This is a genomic window from Streptomyces sp. NPDC058469, assembly GCF_042721125.1.
GTDB lineage: Bacteria > Actinomycetota > Actinomycetes > Streptomycetales > Streptomycetaceae > Streptomyces.
In genome coordinates, this window is the sequence record NZ_JBHXME010000045.1 from 16,395 (window position 1) to 35,089 (window position 18,695).

12 protein-coding genes are annotated in these 18,695 nt (G+C 68.0%); 5 read left to right on the top strand and 7 right to left on the bottom strand.

The window, feature by feature from the left end; translation table 11 throughout:
- Nucleotides 1-58 precede the first annotated feature (58 nt).
- The 3 genes from ACFWP5_RS20660 to ACFWP5_RS20670 are packed head-to-tail and all read left to right on the top strand — an operon-like array spanning nucleotide 59 to nucleotide 2,702.
- Nucleotides 59-925, top strand: coding sequence for a metal-dependent hydrolase (locus ACFWP5_RS20660; RefSeq protein ID WP_384158222.1), 867 nt, complete (start codon nucleotides 59-61; stop codon nucleotides 923-925).
- Nucleotides 925-1,956, top strand: a complete 1,032-nt coding sequence (locus tag ACFWP5_RS20665; RefSeq protein ID WP_384158224.1) for a PDR/VanB family oxidoreductase — start codon at nucleotides 925-927, stop codon at nucleotides 1,954-1,956. The genes ACFWP5_RS20660 and ACFWP5_RS20665 overlap by 1 nt, the downstream gene beginning before the upstream one ends.
- Nucleotides 1,957-2,012: 56 nt before the next feature.
- Nucleotides 2,013-2,702, top strand: coding sequence for a TetR/AcrR family transcriptional regulator (locus ACFWP5_RS20670; RefSeq protein ID WP_384158226.1), 690 nt, complete (start codon nucleotides 2,013-2,015; stop codon nucleotides 2,700-2,702).
- Between the two features lie 8 nt (nucleotides 2,703-2,710).
- On the opposite strand, the gene ACFWP5_RS20675 is transcribed toward ACFWP5_RS20670, so the two are convergent.
- From ACFWP5_RS20675 to pulA, 3 genes are all read right to left on the bottom strand, one after another.
- Nucleotides 2,711-3,067 (bottom strand): 5-carboxymethyl-2-hydroxymuconate Delta-isomerase, encoded by a 357-nt coding sequence (locus ACFWP5_RS20675; RefSeq protein ID WP_384158229.1) that lies wholly within the window; start codon nucleotides 3,065-3,067, stop codon nucleotides 2,711-2,713.
- Nucleotides 3,068-3,120: 53 nt separating this feature from the next.
- Nucleotides 3,121-4,740, bottom strand: coding sequence for a SpoIIE family protein phosphatase (locus ACFWP5_RS20680; protein ID WP_384158232.1), 1,620 nt, complete (start codon nucleotides 4,738-4,740; stop codon nucleotides 3,121-3,123).
- Nucleotides 4,741-4,816: 76 nt separating this feature from the next.
- Entirely contained in the window at nucleotides 4,817-10,222 is a 5,406-nt protein-coding gene (gene pulA, locus ACFWP5_RS20685) for a pullulanase-type alpha-1,6-glucosidase (protein WP_384158234.1), read from the bottom strand.
- Between the two features lie 192 nt (nucleotides 10,223-10,414).
- Here pulA and ACFWP5_RS20690 point away from each other — a divergent pair, with 192 nt between their 5' ends.
- Together ACFWP5_RS20690 and ACFWP5_RS20695 are read left to right on the top strand one after the other, a co-directional pair.
- Nucleotides 10,415-12,490, top strand: a complete 2,076-nt coding sequence (locus tag ACFWP5_RS20690; RefSeq protein ID WP_384158237.1) for a carbohydrate-binding module family 20 domain-containing protein — start codon at nucleotides 10,415-10,417, stop codon at nucleotides 12,488-12,490.
- A 120-nt stretch (nucleotides 12,491-12,610) separates the two neighbouring features.
- The gene (locus ACFWP5_RS20695) at nucleotides 12,611-13,225 is read left to right on the top strand and encodes a DUF4232 domain-containing protein (RefSeq protein WP_384158240.1); all 615 of its coding nucleotides are present in this window, start codon (nucleotides 12,611-12,613) and stop codon (nucleotides 13,223-13,225) included.
- A gap of 61 nt (nucleotides 13,226-13,286) precedes the next feature.
- Here the strand turns inward: ACFWP5_RS20695 and ACFWP5_RS20700 are convergent, their stop codons facing one another.
- From ACFWP5_RS20700 to ACFWP5_RS20715, 4 genes are all read right to left on the bottom strand, one after another.
- Complete coding sequence (locus ACFWP5_RS20700) at nucleotides 13,287-14,663, bottom strand: alpha-amylase family protein (protein ID WP_384158242.1); 1,377 nt, start codon at nucleotides 14,661-14,663, stop codon at nucleotides 13,287-13,289.
- Between the two features lie 139 nt (nucleotides 14,664-14,802).
- Nucleotides 14,803-16,482, bottom strand: a complete 1,680-nt coding sequence (locus tag ACFWP5_RS20705) for an alpha-amylase family glycosyl hydrolase (protein ID WP_384158313.1) — start codon at nucleotides 16,480-16,482, stop codon at nucleotides 14,803-14,805.
- 172 nt (nucleotides 16,483-16,654) lie between these two features.
- A complete protein-coding gene (locus ACFWP5_RS20710; protein ID WP_384158245.1) occupies nucleotides 16,655-17,521 on the bottom strand; it encodes a sugar ABC transporter permease in 867 nt (288 codons plus the stop codon).
- A gap of 13 nt (nucleotides 17,522-17,534) precedes the next feature.
- Nucleotides 17,535-18,539, bottom strand: coding sequence for a carbohydrate ABC transporter permease (locus tag ACFWP5_RS20715; protein ID WP_384158248.1), 1,005 nt, complete (start codon nucleotides 18,537-18,539; stop codon nucleotides 17,535-17,537).
- Nucleotides 18,540-18,695: the final 156 nt, after the last annotated feature.

An 18,695-nucleotide genomic window follows, 5' to 3' on the forward strand; every position in this document is an offset into this window, starting at 1 on the left:
GTCAACAAGTCCCCGCACAAGGCTTCCCCAGGGACTTACCCGTCAGTACATTGACGCCATGTCCAACACGCCGCTCAAGGCCCGAAAGGTGTCCTTCTCCTGGGAGGGCACCCCGCTGCACTGGGTGCCCGGCGATCCGTTCACCACGCACACGATCAACGTGCTGCATCTGCTGCTGCCCGCCGGTGAGCGGTGGTTCGTGCATGTCTACAAGCAGGTGCTGCCCCTCATCCGGGACGACCGGCTGCGCGAGGACGTGATCGGGTTCATCGGCCAGGAGGCGATGCACTCCCAGGCGCACGACGAGGTACTCCCGCATCTGAAGGAACTGGGGCTCGACCCGACGCCGTACACCGCGCAGGTCGACTGGTTCTTCGAGAAGCTGCTAGGCGACCGCACCCTGCCGCCGGGCCGGGCCCGGAAGTGGTGGCTGCTGGAGCGGGTCGCGATCATCGCGGCGATCGAGCACTACACCGCGTTCCTCGGCAACTGGGTGCTGAACGCCGAGGAGTTGGACCGGCGCGGCGCCGATCCGACCATGCTGGACCTGCTGCGCTGGCACGGCGCCGAGGAGGTCGAGCACCGCTCGGTCGCCTTCGACCTCTTCACGCACGTCGACGGCGGCTACCGGCGGCGCGCCCGGACCTGGGCGACCGCGTTCGCCGCGCTGATGTTCCTGTGGCAGCGCGGGGCCCGCTTCTTCATGGCGAACGACCCGACCCTCGTCGACGCACACGCGAGCTTCAAGGACTTCTACGTCGCCGGAAAACGCGGCACCCTGCCCGCCGCCGGGGACATGCTCAGGTCCATACCCCGCTATCTGAGCCCCGCCTACCACCCGTCCCAGGAGGGCAGCACCGAACAGGCCGTCGCGTACCTCGCGTCCTCGCCCGCGGCGGTGGCCGCCGAGAAGAGGGCGGAGTAGTGCCGAAGCCCCTCACCGTCGCCGTCCTGACCGGCGCCGCGCTGCTGACCCGACGTGCGCTACGGCGCCGGGTGCGGGCCTCGCCGCTGTGGCCGCTGCCCGCGCTGGACCCGCCGATCTCCGGCCGGCCCCGCTCACGGGCACTGAGGCTCCGGGTCGCCGCGCGGGAGACGGTGGCCGAGGGAGTCGTACAACTGCGCCTGGAAGGCCGGGACTTGCCGCGCTGGGAACCCGGGGCTCACATCGATCTGGTGCTGCCCTCGGGGCTGGTACGGCAGTACTCGCTGTGCGGCGACCCGGCGGACACCTCGTCGTACACGGTCGCGACGCGGCTGGTCGAGGACGGACGGGGCGGGTCGCGCGAGGTGCACGAACAGGTGCGGGTGGGCGCGGAGTTGGAGGTGCGAGGGCCGCGGAACCGGTTCCCGCTCGTCGACGCGCCCGCGTACGTCTTCGTCGTCGGCGGGATCGGGATCACCCCGGTGCTGCCGATGCTGCGGGCACTGCCCGAGGGTGTCGACTGGCGTCTGCTGTACGCGGGCCGTACCCCGAACTCGATGCCGTTCCTTGAGGAGTTGGCGGAGTTCGGCACGGACCGGATCACCGTGGTGAGCGGGCGGCGACCCGAACTCGACGTGCTGCTGGCGGAGTTGCCCGAGGGTGCTGCCGTCTACTGCTGCGGGCCCGAAGGGCTGATGGCGGCCGTGGAGGAGCGGTTTTCTGACGTGCGGCTCGAACGGTTCGTGCCCCGGGCACCGTTGGCCGGGAACGCCGCCTTCGAGGTCGAACTCCGGCGCAGCGGACGGACGTTGAACGTGCCCGCCGATTCCACGGTGCTGGCCGCCGTACGGGCGGAGCTGCCCGACACGCTCTACTCCTGCGAACAGGGGTTCTGCGGAACCTGCCAACAGCGGGTCGTGGAAGGGGAGGTGGAGCATCGGGACGAGCTGCTGACGGACGCGGAGCGTGATGACTCGATGCTGATCTGTGTATCCCGGGCCCGTGGTGAGCGAATCGTGTTGGACATGTGAACGACCTTGGGTGGACCGGGCCGTTGAGGTCCGGTTCCGATCGGTAAGGTGTTCGCATGAGTACCGGGGTTCGCCGCAGGATGGGAGTCGAGGAACGGCGACAGCAGTTGATCGGCGTCGCTCTCGAACTGTTCAGCCATCGCTCGCCCGACGAGGTCTCCATCGACGAGATAGCCGCGGCCGCGGGCATTTCACGGCCGCTGGTCTACCACTACTTTCCCGGCAAACTCAGCCTGTACGAGGCCGCGTTGCAGCGCGCCTCGGACGATCTCGCCGGGCGGTTCGTGGTCGCCGAGGAGGGCTCGCTGGGCGGACGGCTGCTGCGGGTGATGAGCCGGTTCTTCGACTTCGTGGACGACCACGGGCCCGGTTTCGCGGCGCTGATGCGGGGCGGTCCCGCGGTGGGTTCGTCCACGACCAACGCGCTCGTCGACGGGGTGCGACAGGCCGCATACCTCCAGATCCTCTCCCACATGAAGGTCGAACAGCCGCCCGCCCGGCTGGAGTTGATGATTCGCTCGTGGATCTCGCTGGTCGAGTCGACGGCCCTGATCTGGCTGGACGGCCGGCGCATCCCGCGCGCCGATCTGGAACGCCAACTCGTGCACGACTTCGGGGCGTTGGCGGCGGTGAGCGCGGCGTACGACGAGGAACTGGCCGCGCTGCTGCGTGAGTCCCTCCGGAACGAGCCGGGCGACGGGCCGTTCACCGACCTCGTCGTCCGGCTGATCGCACTGGCGTCGTAGGACGGGCCCTAGCGCTCGAACTTCCGGTAGGACGCGTCCAGTTCGCGCACCTCGGCGGAGGCGTGCAGCACGGAGCCGTCCTCGTCGATGTACTCGCGGAGGAGGTCCAGGACCTTCTCCGTCAGGCGCGCCTTGGTCTCCTCGGTGCGCCCGGCGAGCAGGCCGAGGGTGACGTGGACGACGGTGTGTCCCAGCTCGTCGAGACCCTCGTACCCGAAGGCCGTGTACTCGCTCGGGCGGAACTGCGTCTTGCACGCCTCCGGCTTCGCCGCGGCGATCTCGACCACCGCCTCGTGCAGCGCGCGGGCGAAGCCGTCCTGGTCGAAGGAGATCGTGTGGGAGTGGTCGACGGTGATCTGCGGCATGGGGCACTCCTGTTTCTCAGCCAACAACGGGCTCACCCTAGCCGCCCGCGGGCTCACCCCAGCCGCAGCGCCAGCATCGCGATGTCGTCGTCCCGGTCGACACCGAAGCAGTCCAGCAGGGTGTCGCACAGGGCGTCCAGGCCGGGCAGGGCGCCGGAGGCCGCCGCGCGGAGCTGTTCCATCGACGCCGAGATGTCCGTGCCCCGGGTCTCGATGAGGCCGTCGGTGATCATGAGGAGCCGGTCGGTGGGTTCGAGGAACAGTTCCGTGGGCGGCGGATGGGACAGGCCCACGCCGAGCAGCGGGCCGGCCGCCTTGGCGTAGTCCGTGCTGCCGCTGTCCCGGATGATCAGCGGCGGGATGTGGCCCGCGTTGGAGATGAGGGTGCGCCCGGTGTCCGGGTCGACGAGGGCCAGGCAGACGGTGGCCGTGGTCTCCGGGTGGTAGTGCTGGAGCATCCGGTCCAGCCGCTCGGCGAGCACGCTCGGGTCGCTCTCGTCGACGCAGTAGGCGCGCAGGGCGTGCCGTATCTCCACCATGACGGTGGCCGCCTCCAGCGAGTGCCCGACGACGTCGCCGACGACGAACAGCACTCCCCCGGCGACCTTGAGGACGGCGTAGAAGTCGCCGCCGATCTCGGTGTCCTGGGACGCGGGCACGTACCTCACCACGACGTCCACGCCCGGGAGTTCGGGCAGCCGGTCCGGCTTGGGCAGGAAGCTGCGCTGGAGGGTGAGGGCGACATGCCGTTCGACCTGGTACATGAGGAGCGGTTCGGCGGCGAGCGCGGTGGCCTGGGCGAGTTGCGCCAGCAGCGCCCCGGCCTCGGGGCCCACCCGGCGCAGCCCGCGGGTGGGGGCGGCGAGGCAGACCGGGGCCCTGCCCTCGTGGGTGAGGACCAGCGCCAGCCGGGCATCGTGTTCCACGCCGGGCCGGAAGAACCCGGTGGGCCACAGCGGCGCGGGCACGGTCGTGATCTGCACCCCGGACTGCCCCTGGGAGAGCCGCCGCAGCAGTCGGGCCACGGTCCGGTCGGCCCCCGCGTCCGGCAGCGCGACCGAGGTGCGGTCCCGGGGAAGGCCGCGGTACAGCTCGTCGTCGCGGTCGAGGACGAACACGGCGGCGGGGGTGCCGGTGAGCCGTGCGGTGCCGTCGGCGGCGACGTCGACGAGTTCCTGGAGGGAGCGCGCCGCCTGGATGGTGACGATCATCTCCGACAGCAGGGTCAGCCGCCGTACGAGCGCCTGGTCGTCGGCGCGCAGCCGGGAGGCCCGGACCGCGGCCCGGACCGCGGCCTCGATCTCCTCGGGCTCCGCGGGCACCGTCAGAAAGGCCTCGTCGCCCGCGTCGAGCGCCTGGCAGCGGTCGCTCGGGGGTGCGGCGAGGGCCGAGACGTGCACGACCGGCAGGCCCGCCATGCGCGGCCGCTCCTTGAGCAGACGGCACAGTTCGAACCCGCTCATGTCCGGCAGGTGCACGTCGATCAGGGCCACGTCGGGCAGGTTCCCCTTGCGCAGCCGTACGTCGAGTTCGGCGAGCGCCTCGGCGCCGCTGCCGACCGCGAGGACCCGATGCCCGGCGCGGCTCAACACACTTTCGATCGCGAACCGGCTCGCCGGCTCGTCGTCCACGACCAGCACGGTCGCGTGCGTCAGTTTGCCGTTGACGTCCATTTGTCAGACCTGGCCCTTTGACACACCGGTGGGGCAGGCCGGTGTCCACAGCCTGCCCCACTACGGTAATGCGCTTTCAGGGTGTCCGGGTGAATACCGCCACAGTGCGTCCCGGAACGGCGAAGGTGCCCGAATTCTTCGCGTACGAGGCCGACTTCACGGTGGCGTCCGCGCCCGTCGCCTGCACCGGATGCAACCGGTAGCCGGTACCGGCCAGGGCGTCCACTTTCTGCTCCCGTGTGCTCGGCGTCGCGTTGAACACGACGACCAGATCACCGAGTTCCATGGTGATCACCCCGGGCGTCTCGTCCGTCCCGGACAGCGGGAACGCCAGCTTCGCCTGCACCTGCCCGGCCGTGTCGAGCGAGAAGACGGGTTCCGTCGTACGGATCTTCAGCAGCTCCTGGTACGCGGCCGAGGCTCCCTCCATCTGCCCGCAGCCCACCTTGACCGACGTCAACAGACCTTTCGCGTACGGCCACTTGGTCTCGTTGTCAGCGGCCATCGGCAGCCCCTGCCCGAAGCCGTTGCCGTCCGCGCAGTTCCAGTGGATCGCGTTGAACCAGTCTCCGCTGTCGAACGAGTTGCGGTCCAGGGACTTGGAGCGCAGCAGGTCGGTCCCGGCCTGGGACAGGGACGGCCCCTGCGACAGGGTGGCAGTGGCCATGGCGAGGACCTGCATCCGGGCCCGGTCGGAAGCACTCGTCGTGGCGGGCAACTTGTAGGTGAGGGCGTCGAACAGCGACTCGTTGTCGTGCGCGTCGACATAGGCGAGGGCGTCGCCGGGCGCGTCCGCGTAGCCGGCGGGAGCACCGTTGTAGTCGATCTCGGCGCCGGTGACGTCCTTCCCGTCGGTGTCGGTGAACCGGTACTTGGCGAGGTTGCCGCTCAGGCCGACCTTGATGAGGTCCTGGTAGTGCAGGAGGCGGGTCTTCTGCTCGGCCGAAGTGCCGTTTGCCGTGGACGAGTTGGGGTCGGTGTACAGCCCCGACGCGAAGCCCTGGACACCCGGGTCCTCGTCGAAGGGACTGCCGCCGCGCACCGCGTCACGGGCCCGGTCGGAGAAGGTCGCGATGCCCGTGCCGGCCATGTTCTTCTGCGTGGCCTGCACGAAACGGGCGTCGTCGGCGACTTCGCCGAAGTTCCACCCCTCGCCGTACATGATGATCTTCTTGCCGTCGACGCCGTCCTTCGCGAGGGTCAGCGCGTCAAGTGCCTTGCGTACGGCGAGGATGTTGGCCTTCGGCTGGTGGCCCATGAGGTCGAAGCGGAAGCCGTCGACCTTGTACTCCTTGGCCCAGGTGACCACGGAGTCGACGACGAGCCTGCCCATCATGGCGTTCTCGGTGGCCGTGTTGGCACAGCAGGTGGAGTTGGCCACGCTGCCGTCGGCGAGGAGCCGTTGGTAGTAGCCGGGCACGATCCTGTCCAGCACGGAGGTGTCCGCCTGCCCGCTGGCCGCCGTGTGGTTGTAGACCACGTCCATGACGACCCTGAGCCCGTCCTCGTTCAGCGACTTGACCATCTTGCGGAACTCGACGGTACGACCGGTGCCGTCCGGATCGGTCGCGTACGAACCCTCGGGAACCGTGAAGTGGTAGGGGTCGTAACCCCAGTTGTAGGCGTCCTTCGCGGCGACGGCCGCCACGCACTCCTGCTGCTTCTGAGAGTCGGCGGCGTAGGAGGCGAGGTCGCAGTCGGTGGTCGACTGCTCGGACTTCTTCTCGGGGATGGTGGCGATGTCGAAGGCGGGCAGCAGATGCACGTACGACGTCCCGGACTTGGCCAGCTCCCGCAGATGCCTGGAGCCGTCGCTGTCCTTGTCCGTGAAGGCGAGATACGTGCCCCGGTCGGCGGCCGGGACGGTCTTGTCGTCGACGGAGTAGTCCCGGATGTGCAGTTCCTGGATCTCGGCGTCCTTCAACGCCACCGCCTTGGGCTTCTTCAGGCTCGACCAGCCGCTCGGGGCAAGGGACTTGGCGTCGAGGTCGACGACGAGGCTGCGCTTCGAGTCGGTGGTGAGAGCGACCGAGTAGGGGTCGGTGACCTCGTTGGTGACGAGCTTCTGGACGGTCGGCGCCCACACCTTCACGACGTACCGGTACGGCTTGTTCTTCCAGGAGGCCGGGCCGGTGACGGACCAGACGCCGGTGGTGGCGTTCCGGTTCATCCTCTTGAGCGAACCGTCGAGGTCGAGCTGAACGGACTGCGCGGTCGGCGCCCAAACGGCCAGCGTGGGACGGCCGTTGCGGAAGGTCGGGCCGAGGTCGGCCTTGGTCGCGGAGGCGTACAGGTCGTCGAGTACGCCGGCGATCTGCACGCCGGTGGCGGCCAACACGGCGCCGTTCACGGCTCGTTGGGAGGCGACGAGCTGCCCGTTCAAGGCTTCCCGCACCCGCCCTCGATCACGTGGGTCGACGGACCAGGCCGTGTAGTCCTTCAGATAGGGGAACTCGGCCTTCTGGGCGTCGGTGAGCGTGGTCTTCGACAGGCGCAGCCAGCGCTCGTCGTCACTCGTCAGGGTGCCGTCCTTCACGGCGATCGACCCGTCGTGGGAGTAGACGAGTTGGGTCGAGGCAGCCGCGTCCGAGCCGTTCCAGGCGACCGTGTTCCGGTCGATCCAGACCGCCTTGGAGGTGGTCAGGTCGAGGGCCGCCGCACTGCCGGCGGGCTGCGGCAGGAGGTACTTCTCCTGGCCGTTCAACAGCCACACCTCGTTGCCGCTGGACTTGAGATCCAACGACTGGTCGGCGGAGAGATCCTTCTCGTCGCCCTTGTGGATGATGTAACTGAGGCTGGTGGCACCGGAGTTGAGCGGCACTTCGTAGACAGCGCCATAGGCGTCGGTCTTCACCGGCTGGAGCGGGCTCGACCAGTCCGTGGGACTCGCGGCACCCGTCCAGACGTGCAGACCCCAGCCGGAGTAGTCGCCGTCCGCCCGGTGGTAGTGGATGACGGCCTTGGTGGTGTCCTGCGCCGGGTAGTCGGGCCGCTGTGTCCGTACGGCGTCCTTGCCCTGCTCGATCCACACCTCGCCGGTCCGCGTGACGTCGATCGAACGGTCGGCGGAGACGTCCTTGTTGCCGTCCTTGTCGATCACCAGGAAGCTGACGTTCGTCGCGCCGGGCTTCAACTTGACGTAGGCGAAGGCACCGTAGGCGTCGCGGCCGACGAAGGGATGACTGGCCGGCCAGGTCGTCGCCTCGCCGTCGGCGAGGTCGCCCCAGGCGTACAGGCCCCAGTTGTCGTAGTCGCCGTCGGTGCGCTTGTAGTGGACGATCGCGTAGTCGCGCGAGGAGGCGGTGGGGACCTCTTCGGCGGGCGGGGTACCGGTGGTGGACGCGGCCGTCGCGCTCGCCGTGCGACCGGTCGAGTCGACGACAACCGCCTTGTAGCGCAGGGCTGTTCCGGCTGGTACGTCCTTCCCGATGGTCTGCGTGACCTTGTACGGGGCGTGGTCGGCGGAGCCCAGCGTCTGCCACCTACCGTTGCCGGTCTGGGCGGCGAAGACGACCCGGTCGAGCTGCCCGCCCGTGACGTCGGCGCTCAACTCGACGGTGCCGGTGGCTCCCGCGTCCGGAGCCTTGAGGGTGATCGTCGGCTTGCTCACCGGTCGGGCGAGAGCGCCAGCCGCCTTGAGGACGATCGCGGAACCGGCGGGGACGGTGACGGTGACCTTGTTGTCGGCGCCGCTCGTCGCGGTGGCCGAAGTACCGTAGATCCCCCGGTACTTCATGTCCGGCGAACCGGTCGCGAAGGTCGCCGTCTTCGCCGTGTCGGCGTTGTTGAGGGCGACGACGTATTCGGCGCTCCTGCCGGTGCGCGTGAAGGCGTAGACACCGGCGCCGTCGGCCGCGTAGCGCTCGGTCTGCACGCCGTCCGTGAGGGCCGGGTTGTCCTTGCGCAGCTTCGAGAGAGCCGCGATCTGCTTGTACAGCGGGGCGGTTGAGTCGTAGGAGTCGCTGGCGGCCGTACGGTCGGTGCCGATCTCGTCGTCGTCGAGATAGTCGGCGATCTTAGAGGCGAACATCGTCTGGCGGGCGTCCTTGTCGCCGCCGGAGCCGGTGAAGCCCTGCTCGTCGCCGTAGTAGACGACGGGGTTGCCGCGGCTGAGGAACATCAGCTCGTTGGCGAGCTGGTCCTTGGCGAGGAGTTGGGCGTCGGTGGCCTTCGGGTTGTCCTGGTCGAGGAAGTGGCCGATACGGCCCATGTCGTGGTTGCCGAGGAAGGTGACCTGCTCGTACGCGTTCGCCTTGTCGGTCGTGTACTTGTAGTCGTCGCCGAAGACACTCGCGAGCTTCTGCGCGCTGCCGCCCTGGGAGGCGTAGACGCGGGCCGCGTCCTGGAAGGGGAAGTCGAGCGTGGCGTCCAGGCGGCCCTGGGTGACGTACGGCGAAGTGACCGACGTGTCGGCGGAGTAGACCTCGCCGAACATGAAGAAGTTCTTCCGGCCGTGCCGGGCCGCGTACTTGTCGAGCGCCGTGGCCCACTGGGTCCAGAAGTCCATGTCGACGTGTTTCACGGTGTCGATGCGGAAGCCGTCGATGTCGAAGTCGCGGACCCACTTCTCGTAGATCTTCTCCATGCCGCTGACGACCTCGGGACGTTCGGTCCACAGGTCGTCGAGGCCGGAGAAGTCGCCGTAGGTGGCGTTCTCGCCGACGTAGGTCGAGTCGCCCCGGTTGTGGTACATCGTCGGGTCGTTGAGCCAGGACGGGACCTTGGCGTCCGTCTTGTCGGCGGGGACGGTCGGGGTCTTCGGGAAGGAGGACGCGGAGACGGCGGGGAAGGTCTTCTTGCCGTCCGCGTAGTCGGCGTCGTCGAAGGGCTGCCCGTCCTTGGTCAGGTACGGGAAGGCGCCCTTGGAGAGGTAGTCGTAGGACTTGCCCTCGTAGTCGACGACGTCGGCGGTGTGGTTGGTGATGACGTCGAAGAAGACCTTCATGCCCTTGGCGTGCGCCGTGGAGATGAGGGTCGACAGGTCCTTGTTGGTGCCGAAGTGCGGGTCGACCTTGGTGAAGTCCGTTATCCAGTAACCGTGGTAGCCGGCCGAGGCGTCGCTCCCGGTCCCCTGCACGGGCTGGTTCTTGAAGATCGGGGCCATCCAGATGGCGGTGGTGCCGAGCCCCTTGATGTAGTCGAGCTTCTTTGTCAGGCCCTTGAGGTCGCCGCCCTGGTAGAAGCCCTTGTCGGTGGGGTCGTAGCCGGTGCTGAGGCGTGAACCGGTCAGCCCGCCCTGGTCGTTGGAGGTGTCGCCGTTGGCGAACCGGTCCGGCATCACGAAGTAGAACTGCTCGCGGATGTCGTCGTGCCGGGCGGGCGTGGCGGCGAGTTGGCTGTCCGACGGGGGTGCGGGCGGGGTCGTGGCGTGGGCGGCGAGGGGTTGGACGAACGCCGCGAGGAGCGCGGCGACGATGACGCCCGTGGCCCTTCTCCGTCGCTCGGTGCGGCGCGTCCGGGGCGCCGGCCATCTCGGTATCACAGGCGTGAACTCCTTGCGATTACGGCTCAGTTCGGGTCCGACCCCGGCGAGACCGTATCGCCGACGCAAGGGTTGCAGCAAGAGGCCTGAAAGTCACAGAAAGAACTTTCAACCGCAACCTTGACGTGCCCTTCTCAACTGGCCCACGCTCACCAGTTGTCGAAACCCGAATTCCCCCTTTCGGAGCCGCTCATGAGCAGATACCGAACACCGGGAACCATCAGGCGCGCGGCCAGTGCCGTAGTCGCCGGCGCCCTCGCGCTGGCGGGCGTCATCGCCCTGCCCGCCGCCACCGCCCACGCGGACACCTCCGCCAAGGGCGACGTCATCGCCAACCTGTGGGAGTGGAACTGGGCCTCCGTCTCCTCCGAGTGCACGAACGTGCTGGGCCCGGCCGGTTACGGCGCGGTCCAGGTGGCGCCGCCCGCCGAGTCGCTCAAGCAGACCAACTACTACTGGTGGGACGTCTACCAGCCCTACTCGTACAACCTGAACAGCCGTTTCGGTACGGCGACCCAGTTCGCGAGCATGGTGAGCGCGTGCCACACGGCGGGCGTCAAGGTCTACACGGACGCGGTGATCAACCACACCGCCGCGCAGACCGGCACCGGCTACAACGGCACCACGATCACCAGCAAGTACGACACACCCGACTGGGACCCCGGCGACTACCACACCTCGGCGGATTGCCCCACCTCCGACCTGACCATCCAGGACTACTCGAACCTCACCCAGGTCCAGAACTGCGAACTCCTGGGCCTGCCCGACCTGAAGACCGGTTCGGACTCGGTCCGCGCGGGCATCGCGAACTTCCTGAACAAGCAACTCGCCCTCGGTGTCGACGGGTTCCGGGTCGACGCGGCCAAACACATCCCCGAGACCGACATGGCGGCGATCGAGGGCAAGCTGACGAACACGACGGCGGGTTCGGCGCCGTACGTCTTCCAGGAGATCTACCCGGGCTCGACGCCACAACCGAGCGACTACTACGCCTCGGGTGACGTCCTCGACTTCACCTACGCGAGCAGGATGAAGTCGGCGTTCCAGGGAAACGTGAGCGACCTGTCCTCGCTGGAGAGCAGCGGCATCCTCCCGGCCGCCAACTCGGTGTCCTTCGTGACCAACCACGACACCGAGCGCAACGGCCTGCACATGAGCTACAAGGACGGCGACACCTACAAGCTCGCCAACCTCTTCCAACTCGCCTACAAGTGGTCCACCCCGACGGTGTACGCCAGTTGGGAGTGGACGCAGAGCGACCAGGCCCCGCCGAACTCGTCCGGCTTCGTCACCAACACCGACTGCTCCAGCGGCAGTTGGTACTGCCTCGACCGCGACACCGGGGTCGTGGGCATGGTGGCCTGGCACAACGCGGTGGACACGGCGGCCGTCTCCGACTGGCAGACCAAGTCGTCGAGCGTGATCGGCTTCGGACGTGGCGGCGCGGGCTTCTTCGCGCTCAACAACGGTTCCTCGTCGGCGACTTACACCTTCACGACGGGCATGGCCGACGGCACGTACAAGAACGTGGTGGACGGCGGCGCCTCCACCGTGACGGTCTCGGGCGGCAGCGCGTCCCTCACCATCCCGGCCAAGAGCGCGATCGCCTTCTACAACTCCTCCTACACCTGCACGGTCGGCTGCGACGACACGGGCGGCGGTGGCTCGTCCGGCTCCACGGTGACCGCCACCTTCAACGAGTACGCGTCCACCGCGTCCGGCACGAGCGTCTACGTCGTCGGCTCCGTCGACGCGCTGGGCGGCTGGGACACGTCGAAGGCAGTCGCGCTGTCGTCGTCCGGGTACCCGGTCTGGTCTGGGGCGGTGAGCGTGCCGACCAACACGTCCTTCACCTTCAAGTACGTCAAGAAGGACTCCTCCGGAAACGTCACCTGGGAGTCGAACGCCAACAGGGCTGCCACGACGACCACTTCGGCGGTCTCGCTGAACAACTCCTGGAACGTGGCCGACACCGATGCCACCGACGTCACCTTCAACGAGTACGCAACCACCGACCTCGGCACCAACGTCTACGTCGTCGGCTCCGTCGCATCGCTCGGCTCCTGGAACACCGGCGACGCGATCCCGCTGTCGTCGGCGTCCTACCCGACGTGGAGCAAGCTCGTCATCGTCCCCAAGAGCACGACCTTCGCGTACAAGTACATCAAGAAGAACAGCTCCGGGACCGTGACCTGGGAGTCCGGCACGAACCGCGCGTACACGACGGGCACCTCGTCCGGCTACACGGCGAGTGACGCCTGGAAATAGATTTCCCGCCTTCTCCTGCGAACAAATCCGCCGTACCGCGCATCGAACCTTGTGTACGGCACCAGAAGGACGGTGCGGGCCGCAGACCACGGCCCGCGCCGCGGAGCAGGAGTGGGGAACATGACCGTGAACGAAGTCCAGAACACCACCGACCAGGCCGGTACCGCCAAGCATCGCCAGCGCGCCGACCGCAGGTTCGGGCGCACGGCGGTCGGCCTGGCCGCTGTCGCCGGTCTGGGGCTCGCGGGCTGGGCGGGTACCGCCAACGCCGCGACCTCCACTGGAACGGCCACCGCGAAGGCCACGCCGACCTGCTCCGCCTCCGCGCTCAAGGCCACCTACGGTCAGCAGCTCGCCGGCGGAATGAACCACGAGGGCGTCGTCATCAGGCTGCGCAACCTCAGCGGCAAGACCTGTGCGCTGCGCGGCTACCCCGGCCTGGGCCTGGAGAACTCCGCCCACAAGAAGCTCACGACCCACACCACCTGGGGCAACACCTGGTACGCGCACAATCCCGGCAAGAAGACCCTCACCCTCAAGGACGGCGAGAGCGCCGAGGCCGTCGTCGCCTGGAGCCACGCCAACACCGGCACCTCCGGCGCGGTGCACGCCGCCTACCTGGAGATCACCCCGCCCGCCTCCACCCAGCACAAGACGCTGGCCCTCCCCCAGTGGGTCGACCACGGCGACCTCTCCGTCACCGCCCTGGCCAGGCACATCACCGTCAACTCCTGATCCCCCACGGGACGGACGGCGGCGACGTCCACCCTCACGCCGCCGCCGTCCACCGCCGGGATCAGCAGCTCGACTTACCGGCGTAGATCGCCAGCGCCGTGTTCGAGCCCAGTGTCGCGGTGAACTGCCCGCTGGAGTTCACGGTCACCGACGTGTTGCTCTGGACGTTGCAGTACGTGCCCGCGGACATCGACGTCTGGTACGCCTGCGTCAGCGACGACGACTCGTGGTTGATGGCCACGTAGCCCTTGCTGCCGCGGCCGAAGGCGATCGCGTCGTTGCCGTCGTCCCACCAGTTGGTGAGGGACTGGCCGCTCGTGGTGTTGCGGAAGGCGACCATGGACTTGATCTCGGGCCAGGCGTGCTGGCACTTCCAGCCGTCCTGCCAACAGGCCGTCACAGAGCCGCCGTTGGGCGGGCCGGCGTCCGCGTCCGACCACTCGTAGCCGGAGTTGATGTCCGGGGCGCCGTAGGGGTAGGCGAGCATGAAGACGTTGGCCAGGGTGTAGTTGGCGCCGTCCTTGTAGTCGAGGGTGCTGCCGTTGCGCTCGGTGTCGTGGTTGTCGACGAAGACGGCGGCGACCGAGCTGCTCAGGTAGCCCCAGCCCTCGCCGTAGTTCTTCAGGTAGGCGAGGTTCTCGTTGTTGAAGACGCGCTTGAGGTCGTAGGCGTAGCGGAACTCCTGGACGTCGCCGTTGCCGGTGTACTCGGTGGGCTGGACGGCCTCGCCGGCGCCGTAGATGACCTCCTGCTTCCAGTACGCGGAGGGGTTGCTCAGGCGGGACTTGATGTTCGCGAGGTCGGTCGCCGGTATGTGCTTGGCCGCGTCGATGCGGAAGCCGTCGGCGCCGTAGCCGAGGAGGGTGTTCATGTAGCCGGCGATCGTGGCGCGGACGTACTCCTCGCCGGTGTCCAGGTCGGCCAGGCCGACCAGTTCGCAGTTCTGGACGTTGGCGCGGTTGGTGTAGTCGCTGACCGCGGCGGTGCAGTCGTCCATGTCGTACGAGGAGTACAGGCCGGGGTAGTTGTACTTCGTGTACGACGAGCCGCCGGTGCCGGTGCCGCTGCCCGCCGACATGTGGTTGATGACCGTGTCGACGACGACCTTCACGCCCGCCGCGTGGCAGGTGCTGATCATGTTCTGGAAGGCCGTGGCGTCGCCGAGCCGGCCCGCGATCTTGTAGCTCACCGGCTGGTACGACGTCCACCACTGCGAGCCCTGTATGTGCTCGGCGGGCGGGGAGACCTGGACGTAGCCGTATCCGGCCGGGCCGAGCGTGTTGGTGCACTCCTTGGCGACCGAGGCGAAGTTCCACTCGAAGAGGACGGCGGTGACGTCCTTGGTGCCGGGAGGGGAGGCATGTGCGGTGCCGGGCACCAGGAGGGCCGTCGCGGCGGCGAAGGCGAAGGCTCCTGCAAGTGATCTACTGCTGGCCATGTGGGTTCCTTCTCCGTTGAAGGTTCTTGCTGAAACTCCATGGAAACCTTGCGGTGGCCCAGATGTTAAGGGCCCGCCGCCCAAAAGGGCAGCGGGCCGTGTGAAGTTGCTGCAAGAACTTCCCGTGGCGGAGGGGTGGTTACGGTGTGGTGGTCCACCATGCCGTCGTGTCGGCAGGCAGCTTCGCCTCGCCGGACACCTCGGTCACCTCACCGCTCGCGAGCAGGAGACGACCGTACGCCGAGGTCGTCACCGACTCCCCGCTCGTGTTCGCGACACACACGAACTCCCCACGCCGGAAGGCGAGTACGCCCTCGGGCGCCCGCAGCCACTCCACCGAGTCGCCCGCGCCGAGGTCCGGCTGTGTGCGGCGGGCGGCGAGCGCGGAACGGTACAGCTCCAGCGTCGAACCGGCCGCCCCGGTCTGCGCCTCGATGCTCAACTCGCCCCAGCCGTCCGGCTGCGGCAGCCAACTACCCCCGTTTCCGAAGCCGTACGACGATCCGTCACGCGTCCACGGGATCGGCACCCGGCACCCGTCCCGGAAGCCGTCCTGGCCCGCGCCCCTGAAGTAGGCGGGATCCTGGCGGACTTCGTCCGGGAGGTCGACGACGTCGGGCAGGCCGAGTTCCTCGCCCTGGTAGATGTACGCCGATCCGGGCAGCGCCAGCATCAGCAGGCTCGCGGCGCGGGCCCTGCGCAGGCCCAGCTCCCGGTCCCCCGCTAGACGGATCTGGGTGCCGAGGCCGGGCGGGTTGGCGAAGCGGGTGGCGTGCCGGGTGACGTCGTGGTTGGAGAGGACCCAGGTGGCGGGGGCGCCTACCGGGCGCATGGCCTCCAGCGTCCGGTCGATGACCGTACGGAGTTCCCCGGCGTCCCAATCGGTGGACAGGTACTGGAAGTTGAAGGCCTGGTGCAGTTCGTCGGGGCGGACATAATTCGCGGTGCGCTCGACGGTCGGGGTCCACGCCTCGGCGACGAAGATGCGCTCGCCCGCATACTCGTCGAGGACCGTGCGCCACTGCCGGTAGACGTCGTGCACACCGTCCTGGTCGAAGAACGGCATGACATCGTTGCCCAGCAGCTTGAGTTGCTCGTGCGAGCCGAGATCGGGCAGACCTTCAGCCTTGACGAGGCCGTGAGCGACATCGATGCGAAAGCCGTCCACCCCGATGTCCAGCCAGAAGCGGAGAATCGAGCGGAACTCGTCCCCGACCGCCGGGTGTTCCCAGTTGAAGTCCGGCTGCTCGGGGGCGAAGAGGTGCAGGTACCACTCCCCCGCCGAGCCGTCCGGTTCGGTGACCCTCGTCCAGGCCGGACCGCCGAAGATGGACTCCCAGTCGTTGGGCGGGAGTTCGCCGCTCTCGCCCTTGCCGGGGCGGAAGTGGTAGCGCTCCCGCAGGGGCGAGCCGGGGCCCTCGCGCAACGCCCGCTTGAACCACTCGTGTTGGTCCGAGGAGTGGTTGGGGACCAGGTCGACGATGATGCGCAGGCCGAGTCCGTGGGCGTCGCGGATCAGCGCGTCGGCGTCGAGCAGGTTCCCGAACATCGGGTCCACGGCACGGTAGTCGGCGACGTCGTAGCCGGCGTCCGCCTGCGGGGAGGCGTAGAACGGGCTGAGCCAGACGGCGTCGATCCCGAGGTCACGCAGATACGGAAGTCGGGCGCGGACGCCCTCCAGGTCGCCCATCCCGTCGCCGTTGCTGTCGGCGAAGCTGCGCGGATAGACCTGATAGATCACCGCGTCCCTCCACCAGTCGCGGTGACGGTTGATGGTGACGGTGGCGGGGGCCGGTGCGGCGGATTGCTGCTGGCTCATGGCGTCCTTGGTGCGTAACTGGTGTTCGGTCATGGGGAGTTGGTGACGAGGCGGCCGTGATGTCAGCGGGGTCGGATGGACGTCACGGCCGCCTCGGGTTTTGGGTGCGGCTGGGTGGGGGCTGGTCGCGCCGTTCCCCGCGCCCCTTTGGGGCGCCCCAGTCACCGGTGTTTTAGCCCTTGGTTCCGCCTGCCGTCAGGCCGGTTACCAAGTTCTTCTGTACCAGGTAGAAGAACGCGGCGACGGGTATCGCGATCAACACCGCCGTCGCAGCCATCAGGTTCCGCTGCGCATCGTGCTCGCTGACGAACGTCTGCAACCCGACCGCGAACGTGTACTTCGTGTCGGACAGCATGAACGTCGAGGCGAACGCGACCTCGCCGAAGGCCGTGAGGAAGCTGTAGAACGCGGCGACCGCCAGGCCCGGCTTGGCGAGCGGCAGGATCAGTCGCAGGAACGTGCCGAAGGGGTTCAGCCCGTCGACGCGTCCCGCCTCGTCGATCTCGAACGGGATCGTGTCGAAGTAGCCCTTCAGCAGCCAGGCGCAGTAGGGCACCGCGGTTGAGCAGTAGACGAGGATGAGACCAAGGTAGCTGTCGATGAGCTGCAGGTCGGCCAGAATCTGGTACATCGGCACGATGAGTACCGCTATCGGGAACATCTGGGTGACCAGCAGCACCCACATGAACTTCCGGTAGCCGGGGAAGCGCATGCGCGAGACGGCGTAGCCGGTGCTGGCGGCGATGGTCACGCCGATGACCGTGGTGCCGAGCGAGACGATCAGCGAGCTCTTCAACCAGTCGAAGAACCCGGTGTGCTGGAGGACGAACGAGTAGTTGTCGAACGTCATCTTCTTCCAGATGCCGGCCGGGTGGAGATAGTCGTCCGAGTCCGGGCCGAGGGAGAGGAAGACCAGCCAGGCGATCGGGAAGAGGGCGATCAGGCTCGCGACGATGAGGATGCCGTGCGAGCCGAGGGCGCCGGCGCGGCTCAACTCGCCCCGGCGGCGGGTCCGTCGCGGTGTGGTCGTGGTGCTCATGGGGACTCCTGCCTCAGATCGCGAGCTGTTGGTCATTGCGGTTCAGCCAGCGGCGGTAGAAGGAGGTGAAGACGATCAGGATGGCCAGCAGCAGGATGCCGTAGGCGGCCGACTGGGCGAATTCGCGCGGCTGTTGGCCGAAGCCGAGGAAGTATGACCAGGTGACCAGGATCTGGGCGTCGGGGGCGGTGTTGCCGAACAGCAGGAAGATCACGGCGAACTGGTTGAAGGTCCAGATCACACCGAGGAGGACGACGGTGGAGCTGACCGACCTGAGGCCCGGCAGGGTGACGTAGCGGAAGCGCTGCCAGGGGCTCGCGCCGTCCATCTCGGCGGCCTCGTAGAGCGAGGCGTCGATGGACTGGAGGCCGCCGAGGAGCGAGACCATCATGAAGGGCACACCGCACCAGGTGTTGACCATGATCGCGGCGAACCGCTGCCAGAACGTGCTTTCCAGCCAGTCCGGCTGGGGCAGACGCAGGCTGTGCAGCGCGGAGTTGATGATGCCGCCGTCGGCGAGCATGAAGCGCCAGCCGAAGACCGTGACGAAGGTGGGGACGGCCCACGGCAGGATCAGGATCAGCCGGTACAGGGTGCGGGCGCGCAGCTTCTGGTTGAGCAGGAGGGCCAGGGAGAGGCCGACCGTGTAGTGGAGGGCGACGCAGAGCGCGGTCCAGACGATCGTCCAGATGAAGTGCGACCAGAAGCGGTCGTACGACGTCGGGCCGAACAGGATGTCCTTGTAGTTGTCGAGCCCGATGAACTTGTAGGTGGCGTCGATGTGGTTGACGCCGATCGTGCGCGCGGTGTTGAGGCTGTCGGCGTCGGTGAGCGTCAAGTAGAGGCCGTACACCAGGGGGTAGAGCACGAGGACGCCCAGCACGACGACCACGGGGATGATCATCGCGTACGCGTACCAGTGCTTCTGGTAGCCGTACTTGAGGCGTTGGCCCGGGCCGGGGCGGGGTGCGCGGTCACCGTGGCGCTTGCCGGTCGCGCGGTCGATGGCGACTGTCATGGTTCGTTCGACACCTTCTGGAAGTTCAAGCGGGTACGGCAAGTTCGAGGGCTACGGCGGCTCAGGCCGATGGCCTGCGCGGCGAGTTCGCGCAGTGCGTGCAGATGGTCGACCGGCACCGAGAAGAAGCCGTGCACCTGCGGCGAGTGCAGGGTC